The 14637-nt window shown below is 73.1% G+C and carries 15 protein-coding genes; 6 read left to right on the top strand and 9 right to left on the bottom strand.

Going from position 1 to position 14637, the window contains the following annotated elements:
- Window positions 1–65 precede the first annotated feature (65 nt).
- From ACFXDE_RS07490 to ACFXDE_RS07500, 3 genes are all read right to left on the bottom strand, one after another.
- Entirely contained in the window at window positions 66–512 is a 447-nt protein-coding gene (locus ACFXDE_RS07490; RefSeq protein ID WP_380491782.1) for a hypothetical protein, read from the bottom strand.
- Between the two features lie 449 nt (window positions 513–961).
- Entirely contained in the window at window positions 962–1783 is an 822-nt protein-coding gene (locus tag ACFXDE_RS07495; RefSeq protein WP_380491784.1) for an SDR family NAD(P)-dependent oxidoreductase, read from the bottom strand.
- Window positions 1784–2353: 570 nt separating this feature from the next.
- Window positions 2354–2956, bottom strand: coding sequence for a dihydrofolate reductase family protein (locus ACFXDE_RS07500; protein WP_380491786.1), 603 nt, complete (start codon window positions 2954–2956; stop codon window positions 2354–2356).
- 190 nt (window positions 2957–3146) lie between these two features.
- Here ACFXDE_RS07500 and ACFXDE_RS07505 point away from each other — a divergent pair, with 190 nt between their 5' ends.
- Complete coding sequence (locus ACFXDE_RS07505; RefSeq protein WP_380446197.1) at window positions 3147–4343, top strand: M20 family metallopeptidase; 1197 nt, start codon at window positions 3147–3149, stop codon at window positions 4341–4343.
- A gap of 116 nt (window positions 4344–4459) precedes the next feature.
- On the opposite strand, the gene ACFXDE_RS07510 is transcribed toward ACFXDE_RS07505, so the two are convergent.
- Window positions 4460–4972, bottom strand: coding sequence for a hypothetical protein (locus ACFXDE_RS07510; RefSeq protein WP_380491789.1), 513 nt, complete (start codon window positions 4970–4972; stop codon window positions 4460–4462).
- 122 nt (window positions 4973–5094) lie between these two features.
- Window positions 5095–5979: a lipase family alpha/beta hydrolase gene (locus ACFXDE_RS07515; RefSeq protein ID WP_380491791.1), complete on the bottom strand. Its 885-nt coding sequence runs from the start codon at window positions 5977–5979 to the stop codon at window positions 5095–5097.
- 155 nt (window positions 5980–6134) lie between these two features.
- On the opposite strand from ACFXDE_RS07515, the gene ACFXDE_RS07520 reads away from it, so the two are divergent.
- A complete protein-coding gene (locus tag ACFXDE_RS07520; RefSeq protein WP_380491793.1) occupies window positions 6135–6761 on the top strand; it encodes a TetR/AcrR family transcriptional regulator in 627 nt (208 codons plus the stop codon).
- 135 nt (window positions 6762–6896) lie between these two features.
- Here ACFXDE_RS07520 and ACFXDE_RS07525 read toward each other — a convergent pair whose 3' ends face one another.
- Both ACFXDE_RS07525 and ACFXDE_RS07530 read right to left on the bottom strand, forming a co-directional pair.
- Entirely contained in the window at window positions 6897–7346 is a 450-nt protein-coding gene (locus tag ACFXDE_RS07525) for a DUF6299 family protein (protein WP_380446193.1), read from the bottom strand.
- A gap of 199 nt (window positions 7347–7545) precedes the next feature.
- Window positions 7546–8640 carry a family 16 glycosylhydrolase gene (locus tag ACFXDE_RS07530; RefSeq protein ID WP_380491795.1) on the bottom strand — a complete coding sequence of 365 codons (1095 nt, stop codon included), beginning with the start codon at window positions 8638–8640 and terminating at the stop codon, window positions 7546–7548.
- Window positions 8641–9140: 500 nt separating this feature from the next.
- Between ACFXDE_RS07530 and ACFXDE_RS07535 the strand changes: the two genes are divergently transcribed.
- The 3 genes from ACFXDE_RS07535 (at window position 9141) to ACFXDE_RS07545 (ending at window position 12562) form a co-directional block, all read left to right on the top strand.
- On the top strand, window positions 9141–9410 hold the full coding sequence (locus ACFXDE_RS07535) for a hypothetical protein (RefSeq protein WP_380446191.1): 270 nt from the start codon (window positions 9141–9143) through the stop codon (window positions 9408–9410).
- A complete protein-coding gene (locus tag ACFXDE_RS07540; protein WP_380491798.1) occupies window positions 9403–10020 on the top strand; it encodes a DUF6879 family protein in 618 nt (205 codons plus the stop codon). Before ACFXDE_RS07535 ends, ACFXDE_RS07540 begins: the two co-directional genes overlap by 8 nt.
- 295 nt (window positions 10021–10315) lie before the next feature.
- Window positions 10316–12562, top strand: a complete 2247-nt coding sequence (locus tag ACFXDE_RS07545) for an ATP-binding protein (RefSeq protein WP_380491800.1) — start codon at window positions 10316–10318, stop codon at window positions 12560–12562.
- On the opposite strand, the gene ACFXDE_RS07550 is transcribed toward ACFXDE_RS07545, so the two are convergent.
- Window positions 12540–13385, bottom strand: a complete 846-nt coding sequence (locus ACFXDE_RS07550; RefSeq protein WP_380491802.1) for a methionyl-tRNA formyltransferase — start codon at window positions 13383–13385, stop codon at window positions 12540–12542. The two genes, ACFXDE_RS07545 and ACFXDE_RS07550, sit on opposite strands and share 23 nt — an antisense overlap.
- Window positions 13386–13525: 140 nt before the next feature.
- Window positions 13526–13831 (bottom strand): GNAT family N-acetyltransferase, encoded by a 306-nt coding sequence (locus ACFXDE_RS07555; RefSeq protein WP_380491804.1) that lies wholly within the window; start codon window positions 13829–13831, stop codon window positions 13526–13528.
- Between the two features lie 145 nt (window positions 13832–13976).
- Here ACFXDE_RS07555 and ACFXDE_RS07560 point away from each other — a divergent pair, with 145 nt between their 5' ends.
- Complete coding sequence (locus tag ACFXDE_RS07560; protein WP_380491806.1) at window positions 13977–14609, top strand: hypothetical protein; 633 nt, start codon at window positions 13977–13979, stop codon at window positions 14607–14609.
- Window positions 14610–14637 lie beyond the last annotated feature (28 nt).

Genomic DNA, 14637 nt, shown 5'->3' on the forward strand with positions numbered 1-14637 from the left:
CGGGGACGGCGCCGGCCAGGGGCGGCGACCTCGGGCGCCCGGGGTGAGCGCTTGCCGTGCGGCTCCTAGGCCGGTGGGGCCTGGCCCCAGGCCAGGACGACCCCCGTGGCCACCAGCGCGCCGGCGAGCATGGCGGTCAGGCCGGCCCGCGGGCGTTCGAGGGTCCACCACAGGCAGGCCAGCACGAACATGCACAGGATGAAGCCGGCCCCTATCAGGGCCAGGGCGTCGCGTCGGTGGCCGGTGACGCGGGCGCCGACGATCAGTGCGAGGTAGAAGCCGAGGATCACCCCGTTGATCGAGGACTTCACCGGGGAGGACTCGGCGCTCCCGTCCTGCCACCAGTCCCTGAGCCCGGCGAAGCGATCGGACGGCCTGGGCGGTCGCGCCTGGCGTTCGCGCGCGGCGGGCACCGGCACGGCGTCCTGCGGGACCGCCGCTCGCGGGACGGCCTCCCGCGGGACCGCGTCATGCGGCACGGTGTCCTGCGGCGTGGCGGGTACGTCTGCCATCTGCGTTTCTCCCCCGAGAAGGCCGCGCCACCCTCGCGGCTGCGGGGCGGGGCGGACCCGGGAAGCGTAGGACGTGCGGTGCACGGTGATCAACACCGGTCCGCTTCGGTGTACGGGACGGCCTCCTCCGCGTCTCCACGCCGCCGTCCGCTCGCCGAGGTCCGAACGGCGGAGCGTGCGGGTGTCGCTGTGACCCGCCTCGTCGGATCCGATGAGGGCCGGGCGCACCTCGGCCCCCGTGGGCTCCGTCGTCCTCTCCAGCGGACGGCGGAGCCCCGGGGGCCGGAGGTCTCATCCGGTGCCGGTGGCACGCGGCACCGGATGGGTCTACGCGGGCTTGCGGCCGTGGTTGGCCTTCTTCTTCCGCCGGGCCTTCTTCTTGCGGGCGCGCTTGGACATCGGGGACCTGCTTCCGTTCGTCGGGTGGGCGGGGTTCGGGCCGGCGGGGTTCAGGCCGCCTGGCCGACCAGCTGGTCGGCGAGCTTGGCGAGCCGCTTCTTCGAACGCTCCTCCTGCGCCGCCTGGGCGGTGGGCGCGACCGAACCGCCTTCGTAGTAGGCGCCGTTGACGACCGGGAAGTCCGGCAGGCACACCCGGACGACGGCCGCCGCGCCCTCGGCCGCCGGGGCGCCGACGCGTCCGTACAGGGGGAGCAGGGCGGTCTCGCACTGGCCCGGGTTGACGCTGACGGCGGTGATGCCGGAGCCGTCCGGGGCCATCTCGGCGGTGTCCATGGTGAGCGCGAGCTGCGACTGCGCGTACGCGGCGACGCGCGAGTACTTCTTGACGCGGTGCGGGTCGGACCAGTTCATCGACGCGGTGCGGTGCAGGGCGGAGGAGACGTTGACGATGCGGGCGCCGTCGGCCGCCGTTAGCGGGGCGCGCAGGAGCTTGGCGAGGAGGTGGCCGGCGAGGAAGTTCACCTGGAGCGAGACCTCGTTGCCGTCGTCGGTGAGGGTGCAGCGCTCGGGGGCCATCACGGCGGCGTTGTTGACCAGCAGGTCCAGTGCCGGGTAGTGCTTGACGACCGTCCCGGCCAGCACCGCCACCTCCGACAGGCTGGTGAAGTCGGCGGCCAGCTCGACGAGTTGGTCCCGCCGGGCGCCGTCGGCGACCAGCCGGGCGACGGCCGCCTCCGCCTCGGCGGTGGTCCGGGCGTGCACCAGGACGGTGGCGCCGAGGCCGGCGAGGAGCCGGGCGGTCTCCCAGCCGATGCCGGAGGACGCGCCGGTGACGAGGGCGGTGCGGGCGGACAGAACAGAGACGGACATGACCCATCCAGGGTGGAGGGCGCCGACGGGGTGCGAAGGAGGCGCGGCGCGTGGCCGCACCTCCCCGGTGCCGTCGGCGCGGAGAGAAGTGATGCGCGGAGAGAAGTGATGAGCGGGAAGAGGTGATGCGCGGAGAGATGCTTCGCGCGTCCGAGGGATGTTTCGCGCGTCCGTCCCCCGGCCTCGGAGCCGACGGGCCGGGGGACGGACGGCGGGGATCGGCGCAGGGGCCGGGCCGGACGAAGCGGCGAGAAGCCCGTGCGCACGCGGCCGGCGCCGAGCGGGGTAGCGCTCGGTGTTACCGGACGGTGGTGGCGACCGCGACGGCGACAGCGACGATCCGCGGCCGACTATGCGGCGGGCGGTCGTGGTGGCGTGTCGAGCGGTGCATGCCCATCATCAAAGCCCGGGGGACGGCCCGGGGCAAGCGCCTTCACCCGCCCTGACGAAGCACTGATGCGCTGCTGACGGGTCCTTGACGCCACCACTTCATGCCACCACTTCACGCCCCCGCGCAGGAAGTCGACAGGGCCGACTTCCTGCGTGCGGGGAAGCGGACGGGACCGGCGGCTACGCCTCCTCGGCGGGGCCGTAGACGACGTGCAGGACGCCCGTCCGGAAGGCCTCGCAGCTCAGCAGCGTGAGCGGGAGCGGCGTGGCGGAGTCGGCGAACAGGCGCTGCCCGTGGCCGACCGCGATCGGGTGGACGAACAGGTGGAGCTCGTCGAGGAGCCGGGCGGCCAGCAGTTGGCGGACGACGGAGACCGAGCCGGACATCGCGACGGCACCGCCGGGCCCGCTCTTCAGCTCGGTGACGGCCTCGACGAGGTCGCCCCGCAGCTGCTCGGAGTTGCGCCAGGTGAACGTCAGCGGGGAGTGCGACACCACGAGCTTGCGGGCGTCGCCGAGCGCCTTGGCCATCCGGGACAGCTGGGACACCTCGGCGACCGCCGCCGCGACGTCGCCCGCGTCGACCGGGCCGTTCTCCCGGGAGGGCCACGCCCCGGCGAAGTTCTCGTAGGTGGCGCGGCCGAACAGGAGGGTGTCCGCCGAGCCGAGCTGGGCGTTGACGGCCGCGCCCAGCTCCTCGTTGTAGTACGGGAAGTGCCACTGGTCCGGCGCTTCCACGACGCCGTCGGCGGCGATGAACAGGCCGGCGGTGATCTTCCTCATGAGGTGCTCCCTACGAGCTCGGTGTCGGTCGTCCCGTCAGGTTGGACCGGTCGCGGCGCCGGAACTCATCGGCGCGCGGCGAAGAGCTTCGAGGATCCGGTCTTCTTCCGCCGACGGGTCGTCGGCCGGGCGTGCGGTGGGTATGCTCCCCGCCGCACGACCCGGACTCGGACTCGCTTCGGAGGTACCCGTGGCCCCGCACGACTCCCTGTACGACGACGCGCTCGCACTGGCCCCGGACCTGGTCCGGCTCCGCCACGACCTGCACCGCCTCCCCGAGGTGGGCCTCGACCTGCCGCGCACCCAGGAGCGCGTGCTGGCGGCGCTCGACGGGCTGCCGCTGGAGATCGGCCTCGGCGGCGCGCTGACTTCGGTCACGGCGGTGCTGCGCGGCGCCCGCCCGGGGCCGACGGTGCTGCTGCGCGGCGACATGGACGCCCTGCCGGTCGCCGAGAAGGCCCCGGTGCCGTTCGCCGCCGGGAACGGCGCCATGCACGCCTGCGGACACGACCTGCACACGGCGATGCTGGCCGGTGCCGCGCACCTGCTGGCCGCGCGGCGCGAGCGCCTCCAGGGCGACGTGGTCTTCATGTTCCAGCCGGGGGAGGAGGGGTGGGACGGCGCCGGGGCCATGCTCGCCGAGGGCGTGCTGGACGCGGCCGGCCGACGCCCTGCCGCCGCCTACGGCGTGCACGTGGTGGCGACGATGCCGCACGGGGAGTTCACCGCCCGGCGCGGCCCGATGATGGCCGCCTCGGCCTCGCTGCACGTCACCGTCCACGGCGCGGGCGGACACGGCTCGGCGCCGCACCGGGCGAAGGACCCCGTTCCGGCGGCCTGCGAGATGGTCACGGCCCTGCAGACCATGGTGACCCGCCGCTTCGACGTGTTCGACCCGGTGGTGATCACCGTCGGGCTCTTCCGGGCCGGTACGCGGCGCAACGTGATCCCCGAGACCGCCCGCTTCGAGGCGACCGTGCGGACGTTCTCCGCCGAGGCGCAGTCCCGGGTCGCGGAGGCGGCCGTCGAGCTGGTCGGGTCCGTCGCCGCCGCCCACGGGCTGCGGGCGGAGGCCGAGTTCCGTCCCGAGTACCCGGTGACGGAGACCGACGCGGCCGAGACGGACTTCCTGGCGGACACCGTCCGGGAGGTGTTCGGCGAGGAGCGCTTCCGGACGATGGCGAACCCGCTGACCGCCTCGGAGGACTTCTCCAGGGTCCTGAACGCCGTCCCCGGCTCGTTCGTGATGCTCGGCGCGGCCCCGAAGGGGAGCGACCCCGGGGACCGGGCCCCCAACCACTCGCCGTACGCGGAGTTCGACGACGAGGTGCTCGCCGACGGCAGCGCGCTCTACGCCGAACTCGCCGTCCGCCGCCTGGCGGTGTGACCGGGGCGGGTCCCGTCGGCGACGGCGGGACCCGTGGGCCACGGCGGGACCCGTGGGCCACGGCGGGACCCGTGGGCCACGGCGGGTCCCGTGGGCAACGGGACCCGCCCCGGGAGTCAGGTGCAGTGCACCGAGCCGGCCGCGACGACCCCGGCGCCGGAGAAGTCCCACGTCGGGGTGTCCCCCCAGCACTGGTGACCGCCGGCGCTGAAGTTCATGCTGCCGTGGTAGCGGCGGTCGTTGTGCACGTTCGGGGCCACCTTGATGAACCCGGAGTCCCACCACCAGCTGCCGGCGTTGGGCTGGGGCGAGCCGGCGTTCGACGCGTGGTCCGAGCTGGACTTCACGTCGATCAGGCCGTTGTGCCAGTTGCCGTTGACGAAGTTGGTGTTCCAGATGTTGACCTCGGTGTACGCGACCTTGTTGGTGGGATCGCAGTAGTTCCAGGCCAGGTAGAGGTTGCCGATCGTCCGCCCACCGGCCCGGATGTACTGGCCGCCGCCGAGGACGGCGGCACAGGACGTGGAGCCGGCGTGTGCCGTGCCGGTGCCGACGACGGCGAAGGTGAGGCTGGTGGTGATGACGGCGAGGGCGGTGGATGCCGCGCGCACGCGGGCGCCGATGCGCATGATCCCCCCTGACGGGAGTCTGTGAGGTGACTGGGTGCCACCTGACGGCTACACGTCATGCTCGCACCGGGCCCGCCCCTGGTCCAGAGCCGTCACGGGCCGACCGCGTGGCCGCGTTGGTCTCAGACGCCGAAGTCGAAGAAGGGGAGGCAGACGAACGGTGCGGCGTGCGCGGGATCGAGCCCGTTCAGGACCAGTTGGGTCACGTTGGGGTCGACGGCCTGGCCGACGTGCCCGGTGAAGTCCGGTCCGCAGACGTCCTGGAGGACGATGTTCGTGGTGTTCGGCCCGTCGAGCAGGCCGCTCGTGTACGGGGTGACGACCTGGTCGTAGCGGGAGACGATGCTGGTGTAGACGGGGCCGGGCACGGCCACCGGCCCGTCGTCGAGCTTCGTCAGGAAGGCGGAGCCGGGCAGGAAGTCCGCGCAGGCGCCGCAGCCGATGCCGTCGAGGATCGCCTGGAGGTGGATGGCGGAGGCGAGGGCGCCCAGGCCGTCGAGGGTGGTGCCCTGGAAGTTCGAGCCGAAGCCGACGAAACGGTCGACCTTCGCGGCGCCGCCGAGGACCTTCATGTAGTAGGCGGGGACGGTGGTGCCCTCGGAGTGGCCGACGATGTCGACCTTCGCGGCACCGGTGGCGGCGCGGACCCGGTCGACGAAGGCGCCCAGCTCCGCCGCGCTGCCGGCCATCGGGGCCAGGCCGCCCGCGAGGGGCCCGAGGACGGTCTGCCCGTACGTCTCGGAGTACGCGCAGTAGCCGTGGGCGACGAGGGCCGGGGCGAGGGTGAGGAAGTTGTCCACCCCGTTGCCGCCCATGCCGTGGACCAGCACGACGGGCTCGGGGTGCGCGGCGCTCGGGCGGCAGGACCAGTCGTTCCAGCCGGAGTCGGGGATGGAGGAGGTGGAGGCGGAGGGAGCGGTGGGGGCGGCCGAGGCGGTGGGGGCGGCGACGGCGACGGTCAGCGCGCAGACGAGCGCGGCGACGGTGCTCCTGAGTCGGTTGCGCATGGGGGAACTCCCTTGGGGGTGAGGGGGTGCGACTCGATGTGAAAACGATGCGCTTCACATGTGGCCCTACCGGAGAGTAGGAGTAACTCAGGTACACGACAAGGGATCTGACAACGGCTGTTTTCAAAGATCCACGCGGCCGCGATACTTGGTGCATGAGAGCCGGAAGTCGCTACCGGGGCCGGAGCGTCGACGAGCGCCGCGAGGAGCGGGAGCGCCGACTGCTCGACGCCGCACTGGAGTTGATGGGTGGCGAGCCCGGCTACCGGGGGACCACCGTGGCGGCTCTCTGCGGTGCGGCTGGACTGTCGACACGTCAGTTCTACGAGCACTTCCGGACGTTGGAGGACGTGCTCACGCGTCTCTACGCCTCGGTGAACGACCGGGCGGAGGCGGAGGTGCTGGCGGCGCTGGGCGCACTCGACCCGGCGGCGGCACTGGCCGCCCGGGTCCGGGCCGGCCTCGGTGCCTACGCGCGGGTGACGGCGGGCGACGCCCGCTGGGCGCAGATCGCCTACGTCCAGATCGTCGGCGTCAACCCGACGCTGGAGCGGCTCCGCGCCGACCGCCGCGCGCGCTGGGCCGCACTGCTCGCGGCCGAGGCGGACCAGGCCGCCGGTCGCGGCGAAGTGGCCGGCCGGGACTGGACGTTGACGACCGCGGCGTTCATCGGCGCGGTCAACGCGCTCCTGCACGACTGGGCGGCGGGCTACGTCGCCGCCGAGTTCGACGAGGTCGTGGCCGAGCTGACGGACCTGCTCCTGGCCCGGCTCACCTACTGACCGACGGCCGGCTTCGGGCCCCGGTGGTTTTTTGGGCGGCACGTCGTGGTCCGACGGCTTCCGAAGCGCGCCGCCCTCCCGCGCCGCCCCCGCACGCCGGTGCAGCACCGGCGTGCGGGGGCCTGCGGGCACGGGTCACTCGGCCAGCAGCTCGATCGGGGTCTCGGCGGTGGCCACGGTCTGGGGGAGCGGCATGCCGTTCGGGCCCATCGTGAGCATGGTCGCCTTCACGGTGACCGGGCCGGTGCGCAGGAGCGGGCCGGGGCGGCGGCCGTCGGTCATCGGTCGGCCGGTGTTGGTCCAGGTGCGTTCGGTGCCGTCGCACTGCGCCCTGAACCCGCCGATCGACTCGGGGTGGCCGTCCTGGATGACGTTGCTGCCGATCAGGACGACCTTGCCCGGGTGGTCGGCGCAGCGGTAGCCGCCGGTCAGCGTGACGGTGCCGTCGTCGGCGAGGGTGCCGCCGGTGACGCTCACCGCGTCGGAGGGGGCGGCCGGCGTGGTGGCGGCCGTGGCCGCGGTGCCGGGGGCGGCGAGGCCGATCATCGCGGTGATCACGGCGGCCAGCGTGCTGAGCTTGCGCATGGTGGTGGGTCCTCCGAAGGTGTGGTGCGAGTGCACCGACGTACCTACCGCGTGCCGGAGCCCTGCCGCATGCCGCCACCCGCCACCGGGCGCGGCTCCACCCGGATGGCTCTGCGCGGACTCCCGGCATGGCCGAGGTGCGACGCCCGGGCGCTCGCCCTTCCCGCCTGCGCGCGGTCCCTGCGGAGGGTTCGGTCCGTCAGTGTCCGGGGAAGGCCGCCGGTCGCTGCCAGGCCCGCACGTAGTCGACGATCAGGTGGCCCCGGCTGCCCGGCGCCGGCGGGATCTTGGAGTAGACGAAGTTGTCGAGGAGGACGTTCACCGGGCCGTTCGACGTCCGGCTGCTGTGGAAGACCATCCGGCCGTCGATCCACCAGTCCGTTCCCGACGGTTCGATGTCGACGCCGTAGGTGTGGAAGTCCGCGGCCGGATCGAACCCGGGCCGGTGCACGGTGCCGACGGCGTTCGATCCGGGGACGTTCCGGCCGGGGACGTTCGGGCCGGGGCGGGTGATCCCGGGCCACGGGAAGCCGGGCAGGAGGTCCTGGGGGGCTCCGCCCGGGTTGTGCTGGGTGAGGTGGAGCCGGGAGTGGTCGTCCGAGTAGAACTCGAAGGCGTCGGTCTCACCGTTGGCGGGGATGGAGACCCCGGGCGCCGCCCACGTCCACAGGGCCGACCAGAAGCCCTTGGGGGCCGGGAGTTTGGCGCGGATCTCGGTGTAGCCGTAGCGGAAGGCGTAGGACGGCGACGAGTTGAGCATGCAGCTCGACCAGGCGTAGTGCCTGCCGCCGGCGCTGGTGATGTCATCCGGCTTCGCGGTGATGTCCAGCGTGCCGCCGGAGACGGTGCAGTTCGCCGGCTGGTCGAATTCGAGCTGCTGGTTGTCCGGGTTGCCCGTCCCGAGCGGGGCGGCGGACCAGTCCGCCTCCGCCGCGGACTGGAACGACCACTTCGTCCGGTCCACCGACGTGCCGTCGAACTCGTCGGCGAACTTGAGGTCCCACGGCCCGGCGGGCCCTGCGGGCGCGGGCCGCGCGGGGGTGGTCGGCGGCCGGGGTGAGGGGTCGGCGGGCGTCGGCGCCGACGGGAGGGGCGCCGAGGGGAGCGTCGGCACCGAGGGGAGCGTCGGCCAGCCGCCGGGGAAGGGCCACGAACCGGTCCCCGGCGAGGGCCAGGGCCAGGGCCAGGGCTGGACCGCGGCGCTCCGGTGCGGCGCCGCCACGGCCGTCGGGGACACGAGGGCGCACACGGCCGCGCCGGCCATGGCGGCAGCGGCCAACTTCAAGGGTTTCACCGAGGATCCACCGTTCTGCGACAGGTCGCGGCCGTCGACGGGACCGCCCGAGGATGACGGCCGGACGTTGGGGGCCGGGGCGTCGGCCCTGAAGTGGTGAGCGCGCTACCGACGACTCTGGCACCCGTCCCGAGGAGTCGCGCGTCGTACGGGCCCGGGTGGGTGACCCGCCGACAACCGAGGTGTCGGGACCGGCTGATGAACGGCCATCCGGTTCGTCGAACTCACCGTCACCCGCGCCCCGCGCCTCGCCCACCTCGCCTCGGCTCGCCCCACCTTGCCCGGCGGCCGGCCTGGGCGATCCGCTGGGGCCGGCGCAGATGAAACGTTCACTCAACGGCGGCGCAGCGGGCGCGACGCGCGTTTGTGGATTTCCGAATTCCGTTAAGCTCATGAGAACAGGAGTCGCGGACCGACTCTTCCGACAAACTCCCTTGACCGTCGCCCGTGGCTGCGCTAAATTTTGTCACCCCGATTCTTCTCGTACTGACGGGGAATGCATGGCTGTCACCTGGGAACCAGACCCCGCGGCATCCTTCGCCCGCCGCCTGGGCAAGTCCTCGCACGAGCTCGGCCAGACCTCCGGCAATGCCAGCTGCCCGGACATCTGGGAGCTGGACAACGGGGACGTCGCAGTCATCGGACGTGACCTCACCGCCTCCTACCAGGACAGACTTCCCGAAGGCGTGAGCATCGACCCTGGTGAGCAGCTCGTCGTCATCCCGCGTGCGACGATCGTCGCGGCGAAGGCGGACATCCCGGATGCATGAACTCCTGGCCGGGGCCGACTGGGAGCGCATGGAGCTCCGGGACTATTACGCGGAATTCGAGGAAATCTTCTGGCGGATCAACGCCCTGGGATTCTGGAAACTGGAGCGCCGACAAACCTTCAAGGAGCCCGGATACGACAGCTGGGAGGCCTTCGCCGCCGGTGACTGGGAGAATTCCACGGGAATTCTGGAAGCCGGCCGGTCCGACATGGAGGGCTACCACCGGAGGATCGCCGAACGCGGATTCTCGGCGTGCCGGGTGCGGATCGTGGAGGAGCCGATCAGCGCCTACCTCCAGTGGGAGCTCCACGCCCTCCGCGTCCGTGACCAGAGCGGCGGGCCGATCCGCGTCGTGGGCCCGGAGCGGGTGGCGCGCTTCGAGACGGGCGGCCTCCTCCCGGAGATCTACACGCTCGGCTCCGAAGTCATGTACGAGGCGGTCTACGACGAGGACGGCGTCCTCGAATCCGTCCGGAGGTTCGCCGATCGCGACCTGATCCTGCGCTGCCGGCGCTTCATCGCCGACCTCTACGCGGACGGCGAGCCGCTGGAAGCCTTCTTCGCCCGGGAGGTGGCCGTCCTCTCGCCGCCCACCGGGCAGCGGTGCTGACCGCTCGATGAGCAGATCCGACCGGAGCGGCCGCGCGCCGGACGGGCCGTCGCCGAGCGGCCCTGCGCCGAACGAGCCTGCGCCGAACGAGCCTTCGGCGAAAGGCGATTGGCAGTCGAACCGGATCGCCGGATCCGCGGCCGCGAGGGACGTCGTCCAGGCGCACGACGTTCACGGCGGAATCCACTTCCACCAGCCGGTGGAGCAGCGCCCGTTCAGTGTGAGGCCCAACCAACTCCCTTATGCGGGCGGCCGTTTCATCAACCGAAGCGGCGAGTTGGGAAGCCTGGACCGGATGGCCGACGGCGGGGGCGAGGTCTTCGTGCCGTCGGCCGTCGTGGTGGTCACCGGCACGGCCGGGGTCGGCAAGACCTCCCTCGCCCTGCACTGGGCGCACCGGGTCCGTGACCGCTTCCCGGCCGGAGCCCTGTACGTCAACCTCCGGGGCCACGACGCGAACGCGCCGGTCTCCCCGGGCCAGGTCCTGGACCGTTTCCTCCGGGACCTGGGGCTCCCCGCCGCGGCCGTCCCGGTCGGCGTGGAGGACCGGGCCTCGCTGTACCGCTCGATGACCGCCGACCGCCGGCTCCTCGTCCTGCTCGACAACGCCGCGACGGCCGCGCAGGTCCGGCCGCTGCTGCCCGGCGCGGCGGGCTCGCTGACCCTGGTCACCAGCCGGAACAGTCTGCCCGGCCTGGTGGCCCGGGAGGGTGCGGACCGGCTCGACCTGGCGCGTTTCCCGGACGCCGAGGCCGTCCTGCTGCTCCGCGCGGTGACGGCCGCGTCCCGGACGGCCGACCGGCCGGACGAACTGGCCGAACTGGCCCGGCTCTGCGCGGGCCTGCCGCTCGCGCTGCGGATCGCCGCCGAACGCGCGGCGGGCCGGCCGCTGATGCTCCTGTGCGAGCTGATCGCCGAACTCAAGGACCGGTCCGCGCTGTGGGAGGTCCTGACGGCGGAGACCGAAGAGGAGACGGACGCGATGCACCACGTGTTCGCCTGGTCCTACCGGGCCCTGCCCGAGGCCGCCGCCCGGCAGTTCCGGCTGCTCGGCCTGCACCCGGGGGACGAGTTCGGCCTGCCGGCCGCCGCCGCGCTGGCCGGGAGCACGCTCGCCGAGGCGCGCCGCCGGCTCGACGTCCTGACCGGTGCCCACCTGGTCGAGGAGTGCGCCCCGGGCCGTTACCGGCTCCACGACCTCCTGCGGGCGTACGCGGTCACGCAGGTCCAGGAGACGGAGTCGGCGGAAGCCCGCCGTGACGTCCGGCGGCGCGTCCTGTCCTGGTACCTGCACACCGCGGACAACGCGCAGTCGGCGCTGGCGCGGTTCGACCGCTACGCGCTGGACCTGCCGGTTCCGGCGGACGTCGTCCCGCTGGCCTTCGACGACCACCCGTCGGCGCTCCGCTGGTACCGCGCCGAGGTCGGCAACCTGGTCGCCGCGGTGCGGGCCGCCGCGGAGACCGGCTGCCACGACCTCGCCTGGCGCCTGGCGGTCGTCCTGCGGGCCGTGTTCATGCACCAGAACGCCTTCGAGGACTGGGTGACGACGGCCGGGATCGGCATCGGCTCGGCCGCCCGGGACGGGAGCCGCGCGGGTGAGGCCGAGGCGTACGAGAACCTGGGGAAGGCGTACTTCCAGTCGCGTCGGCTCGACGAGGCCGAGGAGTGCCACCGCGCCGCCCTGGAGATCCGCCGCCGCACCGGTGACCGGTTCGGCGAGGCGGTGTCGGTCAACGCCCTCGGCCTGCTCGGTCTGCGCCGGCGGCGGCTGGACGAGGCCCGGTCGTGCTTCGAGGCCGGCGCGGCGATCTTCGCCGACCTGGGTGAACGGCGCTGGGCCGCGCTGCTGCTGTCGAACCTCGCCGAGACCCGCTGCGAACTCGGCGACTTCCGCCCGGCGGCCGAGGCGCTGGAGCGGGCGCTCGCGGTGTTCCGCGAGCTCGGCGACCGGAGCGGTGAGGGCAACGCGCTGCACTTCCTCGGCTGGGCCCGGCGCGGGCTGGGGTCGCTCGCGGGGGCCCGTGCCGCGGCCGAGGCCGCGTTGGCGATCGCCGCCCAGGAGGGCAACGACCTGTGGGAGGCGCACTGGCTCGTCGGGCTCGCCCACGTGGAACGCGCGGCGGGGCGGCCCGGGGAGGCCCTGCGGGCGTGCGAGCGGGCGGTCGACGTCCAGCGGCGGCTGGGCGACCGCAGCCGGGAGGCAACGGCGCTCGACGGGGCCGGGGAGGCCTGCCGCGACCTCGGGCGGACGGACGACGCCATTCGTCTCCACGAGGCCGCCGCGCGGATCCACCGGGAGTGCGCGGACCAGTGGCAGCTTTCGGGTGCGCTGGACAACCTCGCGCGAGCCCTCGGGGAGGCAGGCCGCGAGGAGGAGGCCCGCCGCCACCGGACCGAGGCGCTGGCCCTCCTCGCGGGCTTCGACGATCCGCGGGCGGCCGAGCGACGGGAGCGGATCGGCCGCGAAGGGACCGGCGGGGACGACATCGGCCGGCAAGGGACCGGTGGGGACGGGATCAGCCGGGGGCCGACTCCGTGATCCAGAGCGGGCCGTCGGCGCAGTCGAGGCGGATGCCGTCGGCCGGGGTCAGCGCGGTCCGGAGCACCCGGAGGGCGCGCCCGTCGATGTCGACCGTCGGGCCGAGGCCCGCCCCCATGAAACGGAAGGTGCGGACCTGATTGTGGATCTCGCGTGCGGTGCGCGTGCGATCGACGACGGAGAACTCCGCTTCCATCAGCCCTGCGCGGCTCGCGCGGGAGTGGTCCTGCGGAATTCCGGGAACTCCGTTCGAAATGCGGCCGATCGATTCGGCGAGCAGTCGCCGAATGACCGGCTGGAGCCGTGGCCAGAGGATGTCCGGCGTGACGTCGTCGGGGATCGGGATTCCGTCCTGCTGGGCGAGCACCGGGCCGGTGTCGAAGTCCTCGTCCATGCGGTGGACCGTCACGCCGAGGTGGTGGTCCCCGTTGCGGATCGCCCACAGCACGGGCGCGGGCCCCCGGTAGACGGGCAGCAGCGAGCAGTGGACGTTGATGACGCCGAGGCGGGGCGTGGCCAGGACCGACGGCGGCAGCTTCCAGTTGAAGCCGTAGACGACGAGGAGGTCCAGGGCGTAACCGGCGAGGGCGCGCGCCAATCCCTCGGGGCTGCCCGGCACGAGGAGGTCGACGCCGGCGGGGATCGCACCGAGGAGGGAACCGACCGCTGCGGCCGCGTGGTCGTCCGTGGGCCTTCCGGGCCGCATCGAGCGCGAATACACGTGAACCAGTGGATCGTGCCCCTCCTGTCGGCACACGGAATGGATGGCCTGGAACTCGCGGACCCCGAAGGACGCAATGCCGATGCGCAGATGATCTTCCACGGCTCGGGACCCTAGCAGTTCTCCAACTGCCGAAGCGTCAATTCCACTGTTCCGTCGAATGAATGGCGGCCGACCGCGCGAGAATGAAAAGTCGGTCCGCCGCGCTCCTCCACTCCCGGGGTGACGCGGCGCGGCGCGGCTCAGAGGCCGAAGCGGGCGCGGTGGGATTCCGGGACGAGGTCGGTGTACTCGGGGTGCTTGGTGATCCAGCCGCGGATGAACGGGCAGTACGGCAGGACGGAGAGCGCCTGCTCGCGGGCCGTGTCCAGTGCGGCGCGCGCCAGCCCGCCGGCCAGGCCGCGGCCCTCGAAGCGGGGGTCGATCTCGGTGTGGATGAAGGCGATCTCGTCGCCGGAGCGGTGGTACTCGGCGAAGCCCGCGAGTTCGCCGTCCTCGTGGATCTCGAAACGGGACTTCCCGGGGTTGTCGGTGACGAGGTGTGCCATGGGTTCCTCCTGTGGGGTGTTGCGGTGCCGGCGGGGGCCGGCGGGTGCCGGCGGGGACCACCCTAGCCGGAAACTAGTTGAAATCTCAACAGTGTCGACCGTCTGTGGCAGTGTGGAAGCATCGGATTCCGAGGACAGGGGGCGGATGACGATGGAGACGTGGCGCGGATTCACCAACGGCGTGCTGTACGCCGCGCAGTTCGGTGCGCTCGACCGGGCCGCGGCGGAGCGGGTCGCCGGCATGATCGTCCGTGGCCGGCAGCTCGGTGACGAGGAAGTCGCCGTCCGGTACGAGCAGTTGGGGGACGCGCTGGCGGGCGGGAGCCCGATCGCCGGAGCGATCCCGCAGCCGCACGGCGAGCAGGACGTCCGGGAGTTCCTGGCCCTGCTGCGGGACGTGCTGGACCGCATGCGCCCCTGGCCGCAGCGGCCGTTCCGCACGCTCGACACCGACGAATGGTGGCCGTCCTTCCGTGTGGCGCGCCCACTGCTGCGCCTCCACCTCGACGAACCGGCCGGGCAGGCGCGTCTGGGCATCGCGCAGACGGTCACGGAAGGGGGCGCCGAACTCGACGTCCTCGTCCTGCGGCTGGCCTCCGGCGAGCGGGTGGCGGTGGCGTGGGCGGCGGAGTGCGGTGTCGTCCTGGACCTGGAGGAGGCGCCGCGGGAGCACGTCGCGGCCGCCTTCCTGGCCGCGACCGGCCTGACTCCGGACGAGGTCTCCCCGCTGGGCCCCGAGGCGTCGTGGGACGGCACGGGGTCCTCCTTCGGGCCGTGAGCTTCCTCTGCGAGAACGCCGATGCGAG

Source organism: Kitasatospora sp. NPDC059408 (assembly GCF_042751525.1).
Lineage (GTDB): Bacteria > Actinomycetota > Actinomycetes > Streptomycetales > Streptomycetaceae > Kitasatospora.